The 20,544-nt window shown below is 73.4% G+C and carries 17 protein-coding genes; 4 read left to right on the forward strand and 13 right to left on the reverse strand.

Annotation, left to right across the window (positions count from 1 at the left end):
• Window positions 1–107: 107 nt before the first annotated feature.
• The 9 genes from ACFYYJ_RS18295 to rsmI all read right to left on the reverse strand — a co-directional run bounded on the left by ACFYYJ_RS18295 (window position 108) and on the right by rsmI (window position 11,434).
• Window positions 108–1,766, reverse strand: coding sequence for a PQQ-binding-like beta-propeller repeat protein (locus tag ACFYYJ_RS18295; protein WP_389133617.1), 1,659 nt, complete (start codon window positions 1,764–1,766; stop codon window positions 108–110).
• A gap of 143 nt (window positions 1,767–1,909) precedes the next feature.
• Window positions 1,910–3,715 (reverse strand): ABC-F family ATP-binding cassette domain-containing protein, encoded by a 1,806-nt coding sequence (locus ACFYYJ_RS18300; RefSeq protein WP_389133620.1) that lies wholly within the window; start codon window positions 3,713–3,715, stop codon window positions 1,910–1,912.
• 28 nt (window positions 3,716–3,743) lie between these two features.
• A complete protein-coding gene (locus tag ACFYYJ_RS18305; RefSeq protein WP_385365772.1) occupies window positions 3,744–5,075 on the reverse strand; it encodes an acyltransferase in 1,332 nt (443 codons plus the stop codon).
• A gap of 260 nt (window positions 5,076–5,335) precedes the next feature.
• The gene (locus tag ACFYYJ_RS18310) at window positions 5,336–6,253 is read right to left on the reverse strand and encodes a 4-(cytidine 5'-diphospho)-2-C-methyl-D-erythritol kinase (RefSeq protein ID WP_389133623.1); all 918 of its coding nucleotides are present in this window, start codon (window positions 6,251–6,253) and stop codon (window positions 5,336–5,338) included.
• Complete coding sequence (gene rsmA, locus ACFYYJ_RS18315; RefSeq protein ID WP_384737176.1) at window positions 6,250–7,161, reverse strand: 16S rRNA (adenine(1518)-N(6)/adenine(1519)-N(6))-dimethyltransferase RsmA; 912 nt, start codon at window positions 7,159–7,161, stop codon at window positions 6,250–6,252. The genes ACFYYJ_RS18310 and rsmA overlap by 4 nt, the downstream gene beginning before the upstream one ends.
• Window positions 7,158–8,504 (reverse strand): ubiquitin-like domain-containing protein, encoded by a 1,347-nt coding sequence (locus ACFYYJ_RS18320; protein ID WP_389133997.1) that lies wholly within the window; start codon window positions 8,502–8,504, stop codon window positions 7,158–7,160. Before ACFYYJ_RS18320 ends, rsmA begins: the two co-directional genes overlap by 4 nt.
• A gap of 506 nt (window positions 8,505–9,010) precedes the next feature.
• On the reverse strand, window positions 9,011–9,886 hold the full coding sequence (locus ACFYYJ_RS18325) for a TatD family hydrolase (protein WP_389133627.1): 876 nt from the start codon (window positions 9,884–9,886) through the stop codon (window positions 9,011–9,013).
• A 10-nt stretch (window positions 9,887–9,896) separates the two neighbouring features.
• A complete protein-coding gene (locus ACFYYJ_RS18330) occupies window positions 9,897–10,376 on the reverse strand; it encodes a hypothetical protein (RefSeq protein WP_385132517.1) in 480 nt (159 codons plus the stop codon).
• 140 nt (window positions 10,377–10,516) lie between these two features.
• A complete protein-coding gene (rsmI, locus tag ACFYYJ_RS18335; RefSeq protein ID WP_389133631.1) occupies window positions 10,517–11,434 on the reverse strand; it encodes a 16S rRNA (cytidine(1402)-2'-O)-methyltransferase in 918 nt (305 codons plus the stop codon).
• Between the two features lie 79 nt (window positions 11,435–11,513).
• Between rsmI and ACFYYJ_RS18340 the strand changes: the two genes are divergently transcribed.
• From ACFYYJ_RS18340 to ACFYYJ_RS18350, 3 genes are all read left to right on the forward strand, one after another.
• Window positions 11,514–13,277, forward strand: coding sequence for a dolichyl-phosphate-mannose--protein mannosyltransferase (locus tag ACFYYJ_RS18340; RefSeq protein ID WP_385132522.1), 1,764 nt, complete (start codon window positions 11,514–11,516; stop codon window positions 13,275–13,277).
• Window positions 13,278–13,488: 211 nt separating this feature from the next.
• Complete coding sequence (locus ACFYYJ_RS18345) at window positions 13,489–15,132, forward strand: penicillin-binding transpeptidase domain-containing protein (RefSeq protein WP_385366406.1); 1,644 nt, start codon at window positions 13,489–13,491, stop codon at window positions 15,130–15,132.
• A 483-nt stretch (window positions 15,133–15,615) separates the two neighbouring features.
• Window positions 15,616–16,101: a YbaK/EbsC family protein gene (locus ACFYYJ_RS18350; protein WP_385122592.1), complete on the forward strand. Its 486-nt coding sequence runs from the start codon at window positions 15,616–15,618 to the stop codon at window positions 16,099–16,101.
• Here ACFYYJ_RS18350 and ACFYYJ_RS18355 read toward each other — a convergent pair.
• From ACFYYJ_RS18355 to ACFYYJ_RS18370, 4 genes are all read right to left on the reverse strand, one after another.
• Window positions 16,098–17,264 carry a serine hydrolase domain-containing protein gene (locus tag ACFYYJ_RS18355; protein ID WP_385366675.1) on the reverse strand — a complete coding sequence of 389 codons (1,167 nt, stop codon included), beginning with the start codon at window positions 17,262–17,264 and terminating at the stop codon, window positions 16,098–16,100. The genes ACFYYJ_RS18350 and ACFYYJ_RS18355 overlap by 4 nt on opposite strands.
• 116 nt (window positions 17,265–17,380) lie before the next feature.
• Window positions 17,381–18,154 carry an energy-coupling factor ABC transporter ATP-binding protein gene (locus ACFYYJ_RS18360; protein ID WP_385122596.1) on the reverse strand — a complete coding sequence of 258 codons (774 nt, stop codon included), beginning with the start codon at window positions 18,152–18,154 and terminating at the stop codon, window positions 17,381–17,383.
• A complete protein-coding gene (gene cbiQ / locus ACFYYJ_RS18365; protein WP_385366676.1) occupies window positions 18,142–18,903 on the reverse strand; it encodes a cobalt ECF transporter T component CbiQ in 762 nt (253 codons plus the stop codon). The genes ACFYYJ_RS18360 and cbiQ overlap by 13 nt, the downstream gene beginning before the upstream one ends.
• A 13-nt stretch (window positions 18,904–18,916) precedes the next feature.
• The gene (locus ACFYYJ_RS18370; protein ID WP_389133636.1) at window positions 18,917–19,960 is read right to left on the reverse strand and encodes an energy-coupling factor ABC transporter permease; all 1,044 of its coding nucleotides are present in this window, start codon (window positions 19,958–19,960) and stop codon (window positions 18,917–18,919) included.
• Window positions 19,961–20,123: 163 nt separating this feature from the next.
• Between ACFYYJ_RS18370 and ACFYYJ_RS18375 the strand changes: the two genes are divergently transcribed.
• Window positions 20,124–20,522 (forward strand): SsgA family sporulation/cell division regulator, encoded by a 399-nt coding sequence (locus ACFYYJ_RS18375; RefSeq protein ID WP_389133639.1) that lies wholly within the window; start codon window positions 20,124–20,126, stop codon window positions 20,520–20,522.
• Window positions 20,523–20,544: the final 22 nt, after the last annotated feature.

Below are 20,544 nucleotides of genomic sequence, written 5' to 3' on the forward strand. Positions count from 1 at the left end.
GCGGGGGATCCTGCGGCGCTCCGAAGCCGCCGGACGGCGGCTGGCTGGGGGGCGGCGGGGTACTCATGCGTTGCTACTGCCTCTCGGTGGGTGGCTGTCGGACACGTTCACTTTCCGAAGACCATGAGGAGCTTCTCTTCCTTGCCCTCGGCCTTCAGTCGGCCGGTGGAGATGAAGAACCGTCCGTCCACCCAGTCGACCTTCGGGAGACGGAACGAGTGCTCGATCGGAGCGGCGGGGCCCGACGGGTTGCGCAGGAGCGCGGTGGGGGTGCCACCGGCGGCGGGGATCGAGAGGATCTCGCCGCCCTTGTCCTCCTCGGCCAGGCGGTAGAAGACCAGTTGTCCGTCCGCGGCCTTGAGGGGGGTGATGGTGCGCCCGTCCCCGGCCGGGGTGCGCCACTTGGCCTTTCCGGATGCCAGGTCGAAGGCGACGATCTCGTTCGCCTTGCCGCCCGACGCCTTGGTGGCCAGGTAGAGGGTGTCGTCGGCGACGGCGGAGGAATCGCACGTCGTCAGGGAGCGGAAGAGGCCGGTGTCGCCGCAGCCGACGGGGAAGCTGCCCTCGCCGCTGAGGGTGGCGGTCTGCTTCCCGTCGGGGCCGATGACGACGATGGAGCGTTCCTTGCTCTCCTCGTTGCCGAGGTCGAGGACGACCGGGTCCACCGAGTAGATGCCGGTGACCTTGAACTTCGGGGGGAGCCGGAACGTCCAGCCCTTCGTGCCGGTGACCGGGTCGATGCCCTGGACCTCGGCGGTGCTGTTCTCGTCCCGGCAGGTGGCGAGGGCGATCATCTTGCCGTTGCCGGACGTGTAGGAGTCGGCTCCGCAGCCTTCGGCCTGGTTGCCGCTGAAGAGCTTGTCGCCGGTGCTGATCCTGAAGGCGCTGGCGTTGCCGCCGCGGCTGATGGCGACGGTGTCGCCGGTGATGTCCACCGTGGGGCTGGTGAAGAGGTCGAAGAGCCCTTCCTTGGGCACCTCCTTCGACCAGACCTCCTTGCCGGTCTTGAGGTCGACCACGCGCATCTGCGTGCAGGAGGCGGTGTCCGACTCGCCGTCCTTGTACATGACGACCGTCTTGCCGTCGGTGGTGGTCTGCGAGGTGGTGGCGCAGATCAGCGCGGGGAAGGGCAGGGTCCACTTCTCCTTGCCGTCGGCGACCGACCAGGCGGTGAGGGACTTCCCCACACCCTTGACGACGGTGTCGCCGGTCACCCACTGGCCGGGGGACTCCACGCCCATGCCGGGACCGTCGATCTTGACCGTTTTGAGCCAGAGGACCTTGTCCTCGCCCTGCTTGCGGCCGGAGTTGAGGTCGGCTTCCCCGCTGCCGTTGCCACTGCCGTCGCCGTTGTCGACGGAGGTCGACGCGGAGGGCTTGCCGTCGGCGGGGGACCCCTGCGCGACGGGCTTCTTCGGGTCACCGTCCCGGCCGGCGAGGGTGAGGTAGACGACGCCTCCGATGAGCAGGAGCCCCGCCACGGAGGCGGCGACGAGCACGGTGGACTTCTTCTTCGGCGGGGTTCCGGGCACGGTCGGCGGCATCCCGGGCGGGCCGGGGGGCGGCGGCGGATATCCGTACATCGGCTGCGTGGCGGGCTGTTGGGGCTGCTGGAACTGCTGCGGCTGCCGGGTCTGGGGCTGCTGGGCGTACGGGTTGGCGCCCTGCGGCGGGTAGCCGTACGCGGACGGCTGCGGGGGGCCGGGCAGGTGACCGTAATCGGAAGGCGTCGGCGGCTGGTTCGGCGGCTGGGGCGGCTCGGTCATCAGCGCAACCTTCGGCTTCGGATGGTCGTGGGGGATGACCTTTCTATCACTGCCCGCCTGCGCACAACGGGCCGCTCCGCCCCTGTTCCCAAGGGAGGACCGGCCCGTGACGCCGCCGTTATCGGGGCGGTTGCGCGCTTCGGCTACTGGGCCTCTTCGGCCAGTTCCAGCCAGCGCATCTCCAAATCGTCCCGCTCCGAGAGGAGTTCGCGCAGTTCCGCGTCGAGCTTGGCGACCTTGTCGTAGTCGGTGGAGTGCTCGGCGATCTGCGCGTGCAGGTTGCTCTCGCGGTCGGAGAGCTTGTTCAGCTGGCGCTCGATCTTCTGGAGTTCCTTCTTCGCCGCGCGGGAGTCACCGGACGAGCTGGACTTCGCGGCGGCAGCGGCGGGCGCGGGCGCCGGGGCGGCCGCCTCGATCATCCGCTGTCGGCGTTCGAGGTACTCGTCCAGACCGCGCGGCAGCATCCGCAGGCTCGCGTCGCCGAGCAGGGCCATCACCGTGTCGGTGGTGCGCTCGATGAAGAACCGGTCGTGGGAGATCACGATCATCGAGCCGGGCCAGCCGTCGAGGAGGTCCTCCAGCTGGGTCAGGGTCTCGATGTCGAGGTCGTTGGTGGGCTCGTCGAGGAAGAGGACGTTCGGCTCGTCCATCAGCAGGCGCAGGATCTGCAGCCTGCGCCGCTCGCCACCGGAGAGGTCGCCGACGGGCGTCCACTGCTTCTCCTTGGTGAAGCCGAACTGCTCGCACAGCTGGCCCGCCGTCATCTCGCGGCCCTTGCCGAGGTCGACGCGGTCGCGCACGCGCTGGACGGCTTCGAGGACCCGCAGGGACGGGTCGAGTTCGCCGACCTCCTGGGAGAGGTAGGCGAGCCGGACGGTCTTGCCGACGGTGACCTGGCCGGCCGCGGGCTGGGACTCGCCCTGGGTGCGGGCGGCTTCGGCCAGGGCGCGCAGCAGGGAGGTCTTGCCGGCGCCGTTGACGCCGACGAGTCCGATGCGGTCACCGGGGCCGAGGTGCCAGGTGAGGTGCTTGAGGAGGACCTTGGGGCCGGCCTGGACGCTGACGTCTTCCAGGTCGAAGACGGTCTTGCCGAGGCGGGCGTTGGCGAAGCGCATCAGCTCGGACTTGTCGCGCGGCGGCGGCACGTCGGCGATCAGCTCGTTGGCCGCCTCGATGCGGTAGCGCGGCTTGGAGGTGCGGGCGGGGGCGCCGCGGCGCAGCCAGGCCAGCTCCTTGCGCATCAGGTTCTGCCGCTTCTGCTCCTCGGTGGCGGCGATCCGCTCGCGCTCGGCGCGGGCGAAGACGTAGTCGCTGTAGCCGCCCTCGTACTCGTGGACGTCTCCGCGCTGGACGTCCCACATGCGGGTGCAGACCTGGTCGAGGAACCAGCGGTCGTGGGTGACGCAGACGAGCGCGGAGCGGCGCTCCTGGAGGTGCTTGGCCAGCCAGGAGATGCCCTCGACGTCGAGGTGGTTGGTGGGCTCGTCGAGGACGAGGAGGTCCTGGTCGGCGATGAGCAGCTTGGCGAGCGCGATGCGGCGGCGCTCGCCGCCGGAGAGCGGGCCGATGACGGTGTCGAGGCCCTGGCCGAAGCCGGGGAGGTCGAGCCCGCCGAAGAGGCCGGTCAGCACGTCGCGGATCTTGGCGTTGCCGGCCCATTCGTGGTCGGCCATGTCCCGGATGATCTCGTGGCGGATGGTGGCCGCGGGATCGAGGGAGTCGTGCTGGGTGAGGACGCCCATGCGCAGGCCGCCCGACTGGGTGACGCGCCCGGTGTCGGGCTCCTCCAGCTTGGCCAGCATGCGGATGAGGGTGGTCTTGCCGTCGCCGTTGCGGCCGACGACACCGATCCGGTCCCCCTCGGACACGCCGAGGGAGATGCCGTCGAGCAGGGTACGTGTGCCGTACACCTTGCTGACTGCCTCGACATTGACCAGATTGACGGCCATCAGACGCGCTCCAGGGAAGGGGTGTGGATCAGCCCCTCAGCCTAACGCGCCGGGCAGCGCCGGACCGTTCCACCAGGAGCCAACCGCCCAGTGCCATCGCGATGGCGGCCGGCGCGGTGACGGGAACGGCGATCAGGGTCGCGCTGTGGCCGTCGAGCAGGCCGCCGAGTCCGGTCATGGACAGCCCGAGGACGCCGAGGAGGCACAGGGTGATGCCGGCGGCGGCGCGGGGCCCGCTGCCGGGGCCGGCGGGGGCCGCTGCCGGGGCCGGCGGGGCCTCGAAGCGGCGGAACAGGGTGACCAGGGCTCCGGTCAGGGCGGCCGCCGCCAGGACCCGCACGGGCACCTGCGCCCACCAGGCGGCGGTGGCCGGCTCGGGCAGGGAGATGCCGAGGGCGAGCTGGGCCGCGTACACGGCGAGCATGGCGGTGAGGTGCCAGAGGAAGGCGGTCATGGCGATCCCGTTGGCGGCGACGACGCCGCGCCAGACCCGCGGGCGGGCCAGCCAGGCGGCGGCGGGCTTCGTCACGAGCTGGACCGCGCCGACGAGCCACAGGCCGTGGCAGAGCAGGGCCAGGGTGGGCGGGGCCATGTTGGAGACCTTCTCGCCGGGCATCCCGACCATGGACAGCGGGTACGGGCCGTACGCCACCAGCAGCGCGGCCCCGGCCAGGCCGGCGGCGGCGAGGAGGGCGGGGCGGCGGATGCGGCCGTCGGCGCGGAGGAAGCCGAGCTGGTGGACGGCGAGCCAGACGAAGCCGAAGTTCAGGAACTCCACGTACGGCACGCCGAGCGCGAAGCGCAGTACGTCCACGACGGCGGCCGCGCCGCACAGCCCGGCGAAGGCCGCCCAGCCGTGGCGTTCGTGCAGCTTCAGCAGCGGCGGGGTGAAGGCGACCATGGCGAGGTAGATCCCGATGAACCAGAGCGGCTGCGTGACCATGCGCAGCGCGGCCCCGCTCAGCCGCCCGTCACCGGCTCCGGCGAGCTGCACGGCGAGCGCGAGGGCGGCCCAGACGAGGACGAAGACGAGCGTGGGCCGCAGCAGTCGGCGCAGCCGGGCGCGCAGGAAGTCGGCGTAGACGGGCCGGCCGTCGCTCCGCCGCACCAGCGACCGGTAGGACAACGCGTGCGAGAACCCGCCGACGAAGAAGAACACCGGCATCACCTGGAGGGCCCAGGTGAGCACCTGGAGCGCGGGCACGACGGCGAGGAGGTTCCCTATGCCGTCGGTGCTGACGGCGGCCATCAGCCAGTGCCCGCCGATGACGGTGCCGAGGGAGGCGACCCTCAGCAGATCCACGTACCGGTCCCGTCCGGCGGGGGTGGCCCCGGCGATGTCGCGTGCGCTGGCTGTCATGAGGCTACGGTCCCCCGCGGCCCGGCTCCGCCGACAGGGTGCGGATACTCAACTCCCGCCTGAGTATCCCGCCGTTGCGGGGGCTCCGCCCCCGAACCCCCGCGCCTCAAACGCCGGCGGGGGGGGGGGGGCGCCGCCCCCCCCCCCGCCGGGTGGTGGGGGGGGGGCGCGGGCCGGCCCCCGGGGGGGAGGGCGCGACCCCACCGCCCCGAGGCCCGGGGGTGGGCCCCCCCCGGGGTCCGGGGCGGAGCCCCGGGGGGCTACGGCAGGACCACCGCTCCCGGTGCCGGGGACGACGCCACGCGGGTGGTGCGGCACGTGCCCGAGGCTTCCAGGGCCGCGGCCACCTTCAGCGCGGATTCCGGGTCGCGGACCAGGAAGGCCGTGGTCGGACCCGAGCCGGAGACCAGCGCGGCGAGCGCACCGGCTTCCACGCCCGCGCCCAGCGTCGCGGCGAGCGACGGCCGCAGCGACAGCGCCGCCGGCTGGAGGTCGTTGGACAGGGCGCCCGCCAGCGCCTCCGGGTCGCCGGAGGCGAGGGCCGCGAGGAGTGCCGGCGAGGCCACGGGCTCCGGGATCTCCCGGCCCTCGGCGAGCCGGTCGAACTCCCGGAACACCGCCGGCGTGGACAGCCCGCCGTCGGCCACCGCGAACACCCAGTGGAAGGTACCCGCCTCCACGGGGGTCAGCAGCTCCCCGCGCCCCGTGCCGAGCGCGGCCCCGCCGACCAGGCTGAAGGGGACGTCGCTGCCGAGCTCCGCGCAGATGTCCAACAGCTCGGCCAGCGGGGTGTTCAGCCCCCACAGCGCGTCGCAGGCCACCAGGGCCGCCGCGCCGTCCGCGCTGCCGCCCGCCATGCCCCCGGCCACCGGGATGTTCTTCGCGATGTGGAGGTGCACCGAGGGGGAGATGCCGTGCCGTGCCGCGAGGGTCTCGGCGGCCCGCGCGGCCAGGTTCGTACGGTCCAGCGGGACCTGGTCGGCGTCCGGGCCGGTGCAGCTGACGGTCAGGGAGTCCGCCAAAGTCGCCGTGACCTCGTCGAAGAGGGAGACGGCGAGGAAGACGTTGGCGAGGTCGTGGAAGCCGTCGGGACGCGCCGCGCCCACCGCCAGCTGGACGTTGACCTTCGCGGGGACCCGTACGGTCACACCCGCACCCGCACCCGCACCCGTGCTCACAGCGCCGGCCTCTCCGCCTGCGGCTTGTGCTCGGCGATCGCGGCGAACTGCTCCACCGTCAGCGACTCACCGCGCGCCTGCGGGGAGATCCCGGCGGCGACCAGCGCCTCCTCGGCGCCCGCCGCCGAACCGGCCCAGCCGGCCAGCGCGGCGCGCAGCGTCTTGCGGCGCTGTGCGAAGGCGGCGTCCACGACCGCGAAGACCTCCGCCTTCGAGGCGGTGGTCTTGATCGGCTCGGTGCGGCGGACGAGGGAGACGAGGCCCGAGTCGACGTTGGGGGCGGGCCAGAAGACCTTGCGGCCGATGGCGCCGGCCCGCTTGACGTGCGCGTACCAGTTGGCCTTGACGGAGGGGACCCCGTACACCTTGTTTCCGGGTTCGGCGGCGAGCCGGTCGGCGACCTCCGACTGCACCATGACGAGGGTCCGCTCGATGCTGGGGAACCGGTCGAGCATGGTCAGCAGCACGGGCACGGCCACGTTGTAGGGCAGGTTCGCGACGAGCGCGGTCGGCGCCGGCCCGGGCAGCTCCGTGACCAGCATCGCGTCGGAGTGGACCAGCGCGAAGCGGTCCTTGCGGTCGGGCATCCGCGCCTCGATGGTGGCGGGCAGCGCGGCCGCGAGGATGTCGTCGATCTCGACGGCGGTGACCCGGTCGGCGGCCTCCAGCAGAGCGAGCGTCAGCGAGCCCAGCCCCGGCCCGACCTCGACGACCACGTCGTCGGGCCGCACCTCGGCGGTGCGCACGATCCGGCGGACCGTGTTGGCGTCGATGACGAAGTTCTGCCCCTTCTGCTTCGTCGGCTTCACGCCGAGTACGGCGGCCAGCTCCCGGATGTCGGCCGGGCCGAGGAGGGCGTCGGAAGGGGCGGGGGGGTTCTCGTTGGGCTGCTGCTCTGCGGTGCTCACCGGGCAAGCCTACGGCCGCAGTGCGGCCACGGGCTCGCCCCCCGCTGCACGTAGAGCTTCTTCGCCCGGTACGTCTGCTCCCCGGCCGGTGCGTCCTGCGGGCGGCCGCTGCCGCCGAGGGCCTGCCAGGTGCGGACGTCGAACTGGTAGAGGCCGCCGTACGTGCCCGAGGCGTCGGTGGCGGAGGGGCGGCCGCCGGATTCGCATTGGGCGAGGGCGGCCCAGTCGAGGCCGTCGGCGCCGGAGACGGAGGTGGGCAGTGGCTTGGTGCCGACCTTGACGAGCTGGGTGACGGGCTCGCGGACGGTCTCCTCGGCGATGCGGCGGGGCTTCTGCCGGACCCCGTTGACGGTGCGCAGGCCGTAGGTGACCCGGCGGGCGCCGGGCCTGCCGGAGCGTTCCACGACCTCGGTGCCGGTGAAGAGGGAGGGGTCCTCGGTCCTCTCGACGGCGTACGGGATGCGTTCCTCGCGGACCTCGCGGGTGCCGGTGATGCGCAGGACGGTGACGGTCTGGCCGTCGCGCGGGAAGGAGTCCGGGGGGACGGAGGTGGTGTCCTGGCCGTGGAGGGTGATGCCGGCCTGGTCGAGGGCCTCCTGGACGCTGGCGGCGTTGGTGCGGATGGTGCGTTCCCTTCCGTCGGCGAGGAAGGTGACGCTGCGTTCGGTGCGGACGCTGAGGGCGAGGCCCGTGCGGGGGACGGGGGCCTCGCGGGGGGAGGAGAGGTAGGCGCCCTCGGCGCGGATGCCGAGCTGGCGCAGGGCGCCTTCGACGGTGCGGGCGGTCGTCCACAGTTGGCGGGGCTGTCCGTCGAGGGTCAGGCGCAGGGGGCGGCCGTAGCGGACGATGACCTCTTCGCCGTCGTCGAGGGGTTCGCCGGGGGCGGGGGCGACGAGGTCGTGGGGGCCGACGCCGAGGCCTTCGGAGGCCAGGAGTTCGTCGACGTCGTCGGCGAAGGTGTGGAGGTTCCTGGGGACGCCGTCCACGGTGAGCCGGACCGTCTTGTCGGCGGCGACGAAGGCGGTGGTGCCGCCGGCGAGGAAGGCGACGACGAGCGCTTGGGGCACGATCCGCCGCCAGGTCCCTCCCGGGGTGGGCGGGGGTCCGGCCGCGGCCCGTCTGCGCCTGGTGCCGGGCCCGGCGGGGGCCGTCGGGGTGGCGTCCCCGCCCCGGCGGCCGGTGCCGGGTCCGGCGGGGGCCGGCAGGGTGGCGGGCTCTGCGCTCCGGCGGCGGCCGGTGCCGGCGGGGGCCGGCGTGGTGGCGGGGTCCTGGCCCCGGCGGCGGCCCGTGCCGGGGCCTACGGGGGCGGGGGCGGGGGCCCCGGCGTGGCGCCTGCCGGCCACCGGCGGTGCCTCCGCTCCGGGAGGGGCGGCGGGGCTCGGGGCCTCGGCCGCGGCACCGCGCCGCCGACCCGGCCCCGGTGGGGCGGGGGCCGTGGCCGTCGCCCCACCCGCCGCGCCCCGGCGGCGGCCGCCGACCGGTGCGGCGGGGCCGTCCTGCGGGGTGGGGGCGGCGGTCCGGTCGAGAGTCTGGCCCCGGGCCCGCCGACGCGAGCCGCGTCCACCGCCCCGAGGGGCCGGAACCTCGGGGTCGGCCGCCCCGAAGCCGGCCCCGGACCCCGGCGCGGACTCGGGGGTGGGCTCCGGGGCGGATGCGGACACGGCGGTCGGTCCGGGGCCCGGCCCGGGTCGGCCGCGGCGGTGACTGCCCTGCGTATCGCTCACGACGCTCACTCCCCTGTTGGTCGGCACCCGCTGGTTCGGGGGCACGGCACCATAGCGGAGGAGTCGTCACACTCCAAAGTTGTACGACTACTCAGGGTGGCGAAGCAGGGCTGTGTCGGACGGCGTCAGTAGTCGAACGCGCGGGCCGTGTTCGCCGCCAGGGCCGTGGCCATCGCGTCCTCGTCGATGCCGCGCACGGCGGCCATCGCGCGCACCGTCAGCGGAATGAGATACGGGGCGTTGGGCCGGCCGCGGTAGGGCGCCGGGGTCAGGTACGGGGCGTCGGTCTCCACGAGGACGAGTTCCAGCGGGGCCACCGCCAGGGCCTCCCGCAGCGGGGCCGCGTTCTTGAAGGTGACGGTCCCGGCGAAGGACATGTAGTACCCGGCGGCGGCGCACTCCCGGGCCATCTCGGCGTCCCCGGAGTAGCAGTGGAAGACGGTCCGTTCCGGGGCGCCCTCCTCGCGCAGTACGCGCAGTACGTCCGCGTGGGCCTCGCGGTCGTGGATGACGAGGGCCTTGCCCTGCCGCTTGGCGATCTCGATGTGGGCGCGGAACGAACGCTCCTGCGCGGCCATCCCCTCCGGCCCGGTGCGGAAGTAGTCCAGTCCGGTCTCGCCGACCGCCTTGACGTGGTCGAGGGCGGCCAGCGCCTCGATCTCCGCGAGCGCCTCGTCGAGCGCCGCGTCGCCGCCGCCCGCCCGCGCGCCCTGGCGGGACCAGCCGTCGGGGTCCCCGTGCACGATGCGGGGGGCCTCGTTGGGGTGGAGGGCCACGGCCGCGTGGATGTTCTCGTACGCCGCCGCGGTCTCGGCGGCCCACCGGGAGCCCTTCACGTCGCAGCCGACCTGGACGACGGTGGTCACTCCGACGGAGGCGGCCTTCGCGAGGCCCTCCTCGACGGTGCCGGACTGCATGTCCAGGTGGGTGTGCGAATCCGCGACCGCCACCCGGAGGGGTTCGGGCAGCGGCGGCGGCGCGTCTTTCGAGGAGGGGCTCATGCGGCCGATCTTATGACCGGCGGAAGATCCCCATCAGCCGGGAGAGCAGGCCCCGGCGCCTTTCCGACTCGTCCACCGGGACGGGTCCCGGGGCGTCGTGCGCGCGCGGCTTGGGGGTCCGGGGGACGTTCGCCCCGGCCGGCACCGGCCCGGCGATCCCCGGGGCGATGCGGTGGTGGTAGAGCCTGTCGATCGTGCCGAGTACCGAGGAGACCTGACCGGCCCGCATGATGCGCACGACGTGGCCGTCGCAGTTCATGCAGGTCGGGTTGGACAGCGGGGAGGGAACCCGCTCGCCGCCGACCATGTACATGATGAACTGCTCGCCCCTGCCGTCCACGTGGTGTTCTATCGCGTAGGCCTGCTCCCAGGCGTATCCGCACTTCATGCAGGCGAAGGAGTACGCCTCGTGCACGGTCTGCACGGGAGCGGATACAGGGCCGGGTACCGCGGCGGCTACGGGTACCGGGGTGTCAGCGATCTCACTCATGCCAGCTCCTCTTGTTCCACTGGTGCCATTGCCAGTGGACGCCTCTTCGGGCGGGAGCGCATCAGGCCCTGTCTACTGTTGGACGGTATTTGGGCGACTCATGTCCCAAAGCGCCCGGTGCGCGGTCTGAGCTTTGCTTTTCAGGTTAGCCCTTTACCGACCTGGGGCATCTTTTGAGCCACATTCTTTGCCGCGACGACCGCGTCGAACACTTCCCGCTTGGGTACTCCGGCCTCCGCCGCGACCGCCGCGATGGCCTCCTTGCGGCGCTCCCCCGCCTCCTCGCGCACCCGTACCCGGCGCACCAGCTCCTCGGCGTCCACGTCTCCGGGGCCGGCCGCCGGGGCCCCCTCGACCACGACGGTGATCTCCCCGCGCACGCCCTCGGCGGCCCAGGCCGCCAGCTCGCCGAGGCCGCCGCGCTTGACCTCCTCGTACGTCTTCGTCAGCTCGCGGCACACGGCGGCCCGCCGGTCCGCACCGAAGACCTCGGCCATCGCGGCCAGGGTGTCGTCGAGCCGGTGCGGGGCCTCGAAGTAGACGAGCGTGCGCCGCTCGCCCGCGACCTCGCGCAGCCGGCCGAGGCGCTCGCCGGCCTTGCGCGGCAGGAACCCCTCGAAGCAGAAGCGGTCCACGGGCAGCCCGGACAGGGCGAGCGCGGTGAGCACGGCGGAGGGACCGGGGACGGCGGTGACCTTGATGTCCTTCTCCACGGCGGCGGCCACGAGCCGGTAGCCGGGGTCGGAGACGGAGGGCATGCCGGCGTCGGTGACCAGCAGGACGCGCTTGCCGTCCTCCAGTGCATCGACGAGTTCGGGGGTGCGCGCGGACTCGTTGCCCTCGAAGTACGAGACGACGCGCCCGGTGGTGTGCACGCCGAGGCCCTGGGTCAGCCGGCGCAGCCGCCGGGTGTCCTCGGCGGCGACCACGTCGGCCCGCTCCAGCTCGGCCGCGAGCCGCGGCGGGGCGTCCGCGAGATCGCCGATCGGCGTCCCGGCGAGGACGAGCACGCCGACGGTGGAGGAGGGTTCGGTACGGAGGGGCTGGTCAGTCGTCACCGGCCCATCCTCTCAGTCCCGTGGCCCGTCGCCCCCCGGGTACTGGGGCGCACACAGATCTCTTCCCTACGATGTGCCGGTGACCAGTACCGCGACGCCGCCGCCCAGCCCCGCGGGGGCACCTCCCGCCCTGCCGTCGGGGCGGGCCGAAGAGCAGCCCACCTGGCTGCGCCGCCTGCGCGGATTCGGTTACGCGCCGCCCGCGGGCGCGCCCGCGGACCTGCGCACCCGCCTGGTGCCCCCGTACACGCAGCCGTCCCCCCAGCTGTGGACGACCTTCGGGCTGCGGCCCGAGGTGTGGGGGACGTGGAACCGGATCCTGGCGTGGGCGGGACCGGTGCTGGTGGCGCTGGTCGCGGGCGTGCTGCGGTTCGTGCACCTGGGCAGCCCGAAGGCGGTGATATTCGACGAGACGTACTACGCCAAGGACGCCTGGGCCACGATCAAGCAGGGCTACGAGGCGAGCTGGCCCAAGGACATCGACAAGCTGATCCTCGACAACCCGCACGCGGTCGCGCTCCCGACGGACGCCGGCTACGTCGTGCACCCGCCCGTCGGCAAGTGGGTCATCGGGCTCGGCGAGTGGATGTTCGGCTTCGATCCCTTCGGCTGGCGGTTCATGACCGCCCTGCTCGGCACCCTGTCGGTGCTGATGCTGTGCCGGATCGGGCGCCGACTGTTCCGCTCCACCTTCCTGGGCTGCCTGGCGGGCGCGCTGCTCGCGGTGGACGGGCTGCACCTGGTGATGAGCCGCACCGCGCTGCTCGACCTGGTGCTGATGTTCTTCGTGCTGGCCGCGTTCGGGGCGCTGCTGATCGACCGGGACCGGACCCGGGCCCGGCTCGCGGACGCGCTCCCGGTGGACGAGGAGGGCCGTACCCGGCCCGATGCGAAGATCGCCGAGACGCTGCGGCTGGGTTGGCGGCCGTACCGGATCCTGGCGGGCGTCTGCCTGGGTCTGGCCGCGGGCACGAAGTGGAACGGCTTCATCGCGCTGGCGTTCTTCGGCGTCCTGACGGTGCTGTGGGACGCGGCCGCGCGCCGTACCGCGGGTGCGGGCGCCCCGTACGCGTCGATGCTGCGCCGCGACGCGCTGCCCGCCTTCGTGTCGACCGTCCCGGTCGCGATCGTCACGTACCTGGCCTCCTGGTCGGGGTGGATCTTCAGCCCGGACGACGGCAAGGGCGGCTACCTGCGCGACTGGGCGGCCAAGTACGACCAGAAGAGCTCGCTGTCGTTCCTGCCGGAGTGGGTGCGCAGCCTGTGGCACTACGAGACCGAGGTCTACAAGTTCCACGTCGGCCTGACCTCGGGGCACACCTACGAGTCGAACCCGTGGAGCTGGCTGGTCCTGGGCCGGCCCGTCTCCTACTTCTACGAGTCCCCGGCGCCCGGCACGGACGGCTGCCCGGCGACCGAGACGGGCAAGTGCGCCCGCGAGGTGCTGGCGCTGGGCACCCCGCTGCTGTGGTGGGCGGGCTGCTTCGCGCTGCTGTACGTGCTGTGGCGGTGGTTCTTCCGCCGCGACTGGCGGGCGGGTGCGATCGCGTGCGCGCTGGGCGCGGGTCTGCTGCCCTGGTTCAACTACCAGGAGCGGACGATCTTCTACTTCTACGCGGTGGTCTTCGTCCCGTACCTGTGCCTGGCGGTGGCGATGATGATCGGGGCCTTGCTGGGGCCGGCCGGTTCGAGCGAGCGCCGGCGGGCGCTGGGCGCGATCGGGGCGGGCGTGCTGGTGCTGCTGATCGCGTGGAACTTCATCTATTTCTGGCCGATCTACACCGGCCAGTCCCTGCCGATGGACTCTTGGCGGGGCCGGATGTGGCTGGACACCTGGGTATGACCGCATAGCCCGGCCGGTCGCCCGGCAGGCATCCAGGAGGGCCTTCCCCGCTTCGTCGGGGCGGGCCCTCCTGCCATTTCCCGCACCCTTTCGGCCATCGCGGGTTCCGGTCCGGTAACGAGAGCGGACTCGGGTGACGACGCGGCGTAAGGTCCGCACCAAGGGCTCTTTGAACATGTTCAGAGAACCGTGACTCGGGGGAGGATGCGAAATGAACGGGGCGGCAAAGGGCGCCATCGTCGGCGGGGTGTTCCTCGCACTCGTCGGCGGCGCCGGGTACGGGGTGTACGCGCTGGTCGGGGACGGCGGCGGGGGCGCGAAGAACGGCGAGAAGGACGGTACGACCTCCGTCCAGGCCGGCAAGGGCAGCGGGCCGATCACGGAGAAGGAGACGGTGGAGACCGCCAAGGCCTTCCTCGCCGCGTGGGCCGCCGGGGACTCGGCCGCGGCGGCCGCGCTGACGAACAACGCGCAGGACGCGCAGCCCGCCGTCGGCGACTTCACGGCCAAGGCGCACGTGTCCAAGGCCGTGATCACCCCCGGCGCGTACGACGGCACGGGCGTGCCCTTCAAGGTGGAAGCGGAGATCACGTACGAGGGGACGACCAAGCCCTTCGCCTACGACTCCCGGCTCACCGTGGTGCGCGGGCTGACCACCGGGAAGGCGCTGGTCGACTGGAAGGAGGCGATCATCCACCCGCAGCTCCAGCGGGGCGAGAAGCTGCGCGCGGGCTCCCCCGCGACCCCGCCGGTCAAGGCGCTCGACCGCAACGGCAAGGAGCTGACCGCCGAGCAGTACCCCTCGCTGCGGGCCGTCCTGGACGACCTGCGCAAGGCGTACGGGGAGAAGGCGGGCGGCACGAAGGGCGCGGAGGTGTGGATCGAGCCGGCCGGCCCGAGCGAGCCCAAGCGGACCCTGATGACGCTGGCCGAGGGCAAGCCCGGGGAGATCCGGACCGTCCTGGACGCCGATGTGCAGGCGGCGGCGGAGAAGGCGGTGGGGAAGTACCCCGAGGCCTCGGTGGTCGCGGTCCAGCCGAGCACGGGCGAGATCCTGGCGGTGGCCAACCACCGCAAGGACGGCTTCAACGCGGCGATGCGGGGGGCTCGGGCGCCCGGCTCGACGATGAAGATCGTGACGGGGGCCATGCTGATCGAGAAGGGCCTGGTGTCGGCGGACAAGCCGGCGGCCTGCCCGGCCACGGCCACGTGGGAGGGGCGGACCTTCCACAACCTGAACAACTTCAAGTCCGAGGGGGAGACCTTCGCGTCGAGCTTCGCCAGGTCCTGCAACACGGCCTTCATCAGCCTGATCGACGACGTGCACGACAACGGCGCGCTGCCGCGGGAGGCCAGGGACGTCTTCGGCATCGGGCTCGACTGGAAGACCGGGGTCGTCTCGGTGGACGGGTCGGTCCCGGAGGCGTCGGGGTCGGGCGCGGCCGCCGCGTACATCGGCCAGGGCACGATCACGATGAACCCGCTGAACGTCGCCTCGATCACGGCGACCGCCCGGACGGGGGTGTTCCGCCAGCCGGTGATCGTGAAGGCCTCGCTGGACGGGCGCACCCTCGCGACCGCCTCGCGGGCGCTGAAGCCGGGGGTGTCGGCGCAGCTGGTGAAGATGATGAGGCTGACGGCGACGAGCGGCACCGCGCGCGAGGCGATGGCCTCGGTCGGCGGCTCGGACAAGGGCGCGAAGACCGGCTCCGCGGAGGTCGACGGCGCGGGCAGCCCGGACAGCTGGTTCACCGGCTTCAGCGGCGACGTGGCCGCCGCGGCGATGGTCGAGGCGGGCGGCCACGGCGGCGAGGCGGCGGGGCCGCTGGTGGCGGAGGTCCTGAACGCGGGGTAGCCCTCCCGGGCGGGGTCGGGCCGGACGGGCGGCCGGGCCACCCGGGGCTCCGCCCCCGGACCCCCGGTCCTCGAACGCCGGACGGGCTGCTTTGCCTCCGGCGGCGCCTCAAACGCCGGCGAGGCTGGATTCGCCCGCTGCCGCCCGCCTGACATTTCAGCCCCGTCGGCGTTCGAGCCGCTGGGGGCATATCCAGCCCCGCCGGCGTTTGAGCCGCTGGGGGCATATCCAGCCCCGCCGGCGTTTGAGCCGCGGGGTCTGGGGCGGAGCCCCAGGGAACGGTGGAAGGGCGGGTAGGGGACCAGCCCCGCAGGGACCCGGCCGCACCCAGCTCCCGGGCCGGCGCCAGGGCCGGGGCCGGGGCCGGGGCCAGGGCCAGGGGCCGGGGGCCGGGGCCGGGGGCCGGGGCCGCCGGTCCGGGGCCGGGCCCGTGGGGGTGAAAGGCGCTCGACCCGGGCGGAGCCGCGGCGCTAGCGTCCCCCCATGACGACCACCCCCACGCACCCCCTGTTCGCCGAGGCCCTGCAAGGGCTGGGGCTCGACCCCGCCGTCCGCAGCTTCCCCGAAGGGACCCGCACGGCCGCCGACGCCGCCGCCGCGATCGGCTGCGAGCTCAGCCAGATCGTGAAGTCGCTGATCTTCGCCGCGGACGGGGTTCCCGTACTGGTCCTCATGGACGGCGCCTCCCGCGTCGACGTCGAGGCCGTACGCCGCGAGCTCGGCGCCGCCAAGGTCACCCGGGCGGACGCGGCCGTGGTCCGGGAGACCACCGGCTACGCCATCGGCGGGGTCCCGCCCTTCGGGCACCGCACCCGCACCCGGGTGCTGGCGGACCGGTCCCTGTTGGCCCACACCGAGGTCTGGGCGGCGGCCGGCACCCCGAACAGCGTGTTCCCGATGGCCCCCGAGGAGCTCATCGCGCACGCGGGTGCCACGCTCACCGACGTACGCGAAGGCCGCGAAGGCTAGAGCGCCGACTTCAGGGCCCGTACCAGCGCCTGCGCCCGCGGGTCGGCCGTGACCGACTTGGCGTGGGCGTTGGTGACGTAGCCGAACCCGATGCCCGACTCCGGGTCCGCGAAGGCCAGGGAGCCGCCGCGGCCCGGGTGGCCGAAGGAGGCCGGGGAGAGCAGCGGGGAGGCCGGGCCGTGCAGCATGTAGCCCGGTCCGAAGCGGGTGTTCACGATCAGCACCCGGTCGGGGCCCGACGACAGCTCCCGGCCGGCCAGCGCGGTGGTCTCCGGGGTGAAGACCCGGGCGCCGTCCTCGACCACGCCGATGGTGGCCCCGTAGAAGCGGGCGAGGGCGCGTGCGGTGCCGATGCCGGCCGAGCCGGGGAGCTCGGCGGCCTGGTAGGCGGGGTCGTTCTCGTCCGGCTGGGGGTCGATGGCCGCGAAGGCGCGACGGGTCAGGGAGTCCGGGTCGGCGTACGCCTCGGAAACGTTTCTCCGCGGCCGGGTCTTCAGCAGGCCCGCGCGCTCCGGCGGCTCGACGGGCGCCACCCGGCCCACCCGGTGCGCCTCGGCCTCCGGCAGGCCTATCCAGAAGTCCAGGCCCAGCGGCTCGGCGATCTCCTCCGCGAGGATCGAGCCGATGGTGCGGCCGGTGGCCCGGAGCACCAGCTCGGACACCAGCCAGCTGAAGGTCTGCGCGTGGTAGCCGTGCTCGGTGCCGGGCTCCCAGAAGGGCCGCTGCGCGGCGACCGCGTGGGCCCCGCTGACGCCGTCCGCCGCCTCGGCGACGGTCAGCCCCCGGTCCAGCGCCGGAACGCCGGCGCGGTGGGCGAGCAGGTCGCGGACGAGGGTCTTCTCCTTGCCGCCCGTCTTGAACTCGGGCCAGTACGAGCCCACCGGCGCGTCCAGGTCCAGCAGCCCGCGCTGGTGCAGCAGCAGCGGCACGGCGGCGGCCACGCCCTTCGTGGCGGAGCGGACGATCGTCGCGGTGTCCTCGGCCCAGGGCCCGGAGCCTTCGTCGCCGTCGGCGTCCTTGGTGCCGCCCCACAGGTCGACGACCTTGCGGCCGTCCCGGTAGACGGCCACCGCCGCGCCCCGGTCGCCGAGCACCTCGAAGTTGCGTACGAAAGCCTCGCGGACGGGCTCGAAGCCCTCCGCCACCGACCCGTGGACATCCACGTCTACTCCCAGCACCTGCCGCGGCGCCCCGACGGCGCCCACGCCACAATGCAACGCCGGCCGGAGCGCCCTGCTTCCCGGGTCCCCCCGCAGCGGCTCACCGGGCCCGGCGCCGATCAGTGCGAGGGGCGCGTCAGAAGGGGCGTGCGCGGGTCGAAGCCGAACGGCAGCTCCAGCCGGTGCGCCCGCATCAGCTCCTCGTCGCACAGCAGTTCCTGGGTGGGACCGTCGGCGGCGATGACCCCTTCGCTGAGGACCACCGAGCGGGGGCACAGCTCCAGTGCGTACGGCAGGTCGTGGGTCACCATCAGCACGGTCACGTCGAGCGAGCGCAGGATGTCCGCGAGCTCGCGGCGCGAGGCCGGGTCGAGGTTGGACGAGGGCTCGTCGAGGACGAGGATCTCCGGCCGCATCGCGAGGACCGTGGCGACGGCCACCCGGCGGCGCTGGCCGAAGGACAGGTGGTGCGGCGGCCGGTCGGCGAAGTCCGCCATGCCGACCTGCTCCAGCGCCCCGCGCACCCGTTCCTCCAGCTCGGCGCCGCGCAGGCCCGCGGCGGCGGGGCCGAAGGCCACGTCCTCGCGGACGGTCGGCATGAACAGCTGGTCGTCGGGGTCCTGGAAGACGATCCCGACCCGGCGGCGGATCTCGGCGAAGTTCCGCTTCTCCACCGGCAGCCCGGCCACGGACACCGAGCCGACCCCGCCGCCCAGGATGCCGTTGAGGTGCAGCACGAGGGTGGTCTTGCCAGCGCCGTTGGGGCCGAGCAGGGCGACCCGCTCGCCGCGCCCGACGCTCAGGTCCACCCCGAAGAGGGCCTGGTGGCCGTCGGGGTAGGCGTAGGCGAGGCCGGTCACTTCAAGAGACGGAGCAGGGGTCACAGGGACCATCCCATCAGACAGACGGCGAGGGCCGTCACCGGGAGCGCGGCCGCGTACGCCCACTGGGCGCGGGTGGCCACGACTTCGTCGATCACCGGCATCGAGCCGGCGTAGCCGCGGCTGACCATCGCGAGGTGGACCCGCTCGCCGCGCTCGTAGGAGCGGATGAACAGCGCGCCTGCCGTCTTGGCCAGCACCCCCCAGTGGCGGATGCCGCTCGCCTCGAAGCCGCGCGAGCGCCGCGCGATGGACATCCGGCGCAGCTCGTCGCTGATGACGTCCCCGTACCGGATCATGAAGGTGGCGATCTGCACGAGCAGCGGGGGCAGCTTCAGCCGTTGCAGGCCGAGCAGCAGTGCCCGCAGTTCCGTCGTCGAGGCGAGCAGGACGGAGGCGGCGACGCCGAGGGTGCCCTTGGCCAGGACGTTCCAGGCGCCCCACAGGCCGGAGACGCTGAGCGACATGCCGAGGACCTCCACGCGTTCGCCCTGCGCGACGAACGGCATGAGCACGGCGAAGGCGACGAAGGGGATCTCGATCAGCAGCCTGCGCAGCAGGAAGCCGGCCGGGATGCGGGCCGCGGCCGCGACCGCCGCGATGAGCAGTGCGTACGCCCCGAAGGCCCAGACCGCCTCGCGCGGTGTGGAGACGACGACCACGACGAAGGCGAAGGTCGCCGCCAGCTTGCAGTGCGGGGGCAGGTCGTGGACCGGGGTGTGGGCGTGCCGGTAGAGCTTGTGGGCGTGTCCCGCGCCCATCAGAGGGCGGCCATCAGACGGCTGCCGAGGAGACGGCGGAAGGCTCGGTGGTGCGACGGCGCCGGACGGCCCAGAAGATCCCGGTGCCCACGGCCACGGTCGCGCCGACGCCGAGGGCGCCCGCGAGGCCGCCGGAGAGGCGGGCGTCGGCGACGTCCTTGACGGAGTAGTCGGCGAGCGGGGAGTCCTTGGCGGCGTGGTCCTGGACCTTGGCGTCGATGCCCTGGTCGGCGGCGACCTTCTCCAGGCCGTCGGGGCTGGCGGAGGCGTAGAAGGAGACGAAGCCGGCCAGTACGAGGGCGGTGACCAGGCCGGTGACCCACACCTTCGTGGTGGAGCGGGCGGCGACGGGCGCGGCGGCCGCGGGGGCGTCGACCAGTTCGCCGCCGACGCGCAGCTTCAGCGGGTTGCCCAGCCCGCGCGCCCCGTGCACGAGGTCGGGGCGTACGGCGATCACGGCGCCCACGGTCGCCGCGGTGATGAGGGCCTCGCCGATGCCGATGAGCACGTGGACGCCGACCATCGCGGTGAACACCTTGCCGATGGGCACGTCGGTGGTCCCGCCGAGGGCGTAGATCGCGGTGAAGGCCGCGGCCGCGCCGGGCACGGAGAGCAGGGCTCCGGCGAAGGCGGCGACGGTCACCGAGCGGCGGCCGGCCGGCAGCACCTTGAGCAGCCCCCGGAAGACCGCGTAGGCGACGACGACGGTGACGACGCCCATGACGGTGATGTTGACGCCGAGCGCGGTCAGCCCGCCGTCGGCGAAGAGGATGCCCTGCATGAGGAGGACCACCGACACGCAGAGCACGCCGGTGTAGGGGCCGACGAGTATCGCGGCGAGCGCCCCTCCGAGCAGGTGGCCGCTGGTGCCGGCGGCGACGGGGAAGTTGAGCATCTGCACGGCGAAGATGAAGGCGGCGACGAGGCCCGCGAGCGGCGCGGTGCGCTCGTCGAGCTCGCGGCGGGCGCCTCGCAGGCTGACGGCGACCGCGCCGGCCGCCGCCACTCCGGCGGCCACCGATACGGGTGCGTTGATGAATCCGTCGGGCACGTGCATGGGGGCTCCGCTTTCTCGCAGTTTTCAGCCGTCCAAGAATAGTGCCTAGTTGCAAACCGTTGGCAACAGCGTCCATGTCACAAATGGCCCCGTGCGATTTCGGCGGAATGTGCGAGGCTGGAGGACAAACGGACGCAGATGTGCCGAAAAGAGGAGTCTTGTCGTGTCAGCCACCGCCGAGAATCCCCCAGCGACCGCCACCTCCGTCGAGGAGCGCGTGATCGCGCGCGTGATCAGCGACGACCCCCTCTACCGGAAGATCCCGGTGGCCCTGCGCTTCGCCGAGTCCGAACCGCTGGCCGTACGGATCGTCTTCCCCGCCGAGCTGTCCCCCGAGGGCACGGAGAACGAGTGGGTGTTCCCCCGTGCCCTGCTCGAAGCCGGCCTCCAGGCGCCGACCGGGAGCGGGGACGTACGCGTCTGGCCCTGCGGCCGCGTCCAGGCGGTCGTCGAGTTCCACTCCCCCGACGGGGTGGCGGTGGTGCAGTTCGACATCGCGGCCCTGCGCCGTTTCCTGCGCCGTACCAACGCCCCGGCCCCCGCCGGTCGCCGGCTCGCCTGAACGGGACCGGCCCCGCACCCCC

The organism is Streptomyces sp. NPDC002467 (genome assembly GCF_042889825.1).
In the GTDB taxonomy this organism is placed as follows: Bacteria; Actinomycetota; Actinomycetes; order Streptomycetales; family Streptomycetaceae; genus Streptomyces.

Coding starts and splice junctions, on each gene's coding strand:
- ACFYYJ_RS18295 (WP_389133617.1), bottom strand. CDS start 1,766: ATGACCGAGCCGCCCCAGCCGCCGAACCAGCCGCCGACGCCTTCCGAT.
- ACFYYJ_RS18350 (WP_385122592.1), top strand. CDS start 15,616: ATGACGACCACCCCCACGCACCCCCTGTTCGCCGAGGCCCTGCAAGGG.
- ACFYYJ_RS18330 (WP_385132517.1), bottom strand. CDS start 10,376: ATGAGTGAGATCGCTGACACCCCGGTACCCGTAGCCGCCGCGGTACCC.
- ACFYYJ_RS18370 (WP_389133636.1), bottom strand. CDS start 19,960: ATGCACGTGCCCGACGGATTCATCAACGCACCCGTATCGGTGGCCGCC.
- cbiQ (WP_385366676.1), bottom strand. CDS start 18,903: ATGGGCGCGGGACACGCCCACAAGCTCTACCGGCACGCCCACACCCCG.
- ACFYYJ_RS18345 (WP_385366406.1), top strand. CDS start 13,489: ATGAACGGGGCGGCAAAGGGCGCCATCGTCGGCGGGGTGTTCCTCGCA.
- ACFYYJ_RS18305 (WP_385365772.1), bottom strand. CDS start 5,075: ATGACAGCCAGCGCACGCGACATCGCCGGGGCCACCCCCGCCGGACGG.
- ACFYYJ_RS18360 (WP_385122596.1), bottom strand. CDS start 18,154: ATGGTCCCTGTGACCCCTGCTCCGTCTCTTGAAGTGACCGGCCTCGCC.
- ACFYYJ_RS18300 (WP_389133620.1), bottom strand. CDS start 3,715: ATGGCCGTCAATCTGGTCAATGTCGAGGCAGTCAGCAAGGTGTACGGC.
- ACFYYJ_RS18325 (WP_389133627.1), bottom strand. CDS start 9,886: ATGAGCCCCTCCTCGAAAGACGCGCCGCCGCCGCTGCCCGAACCCCTC.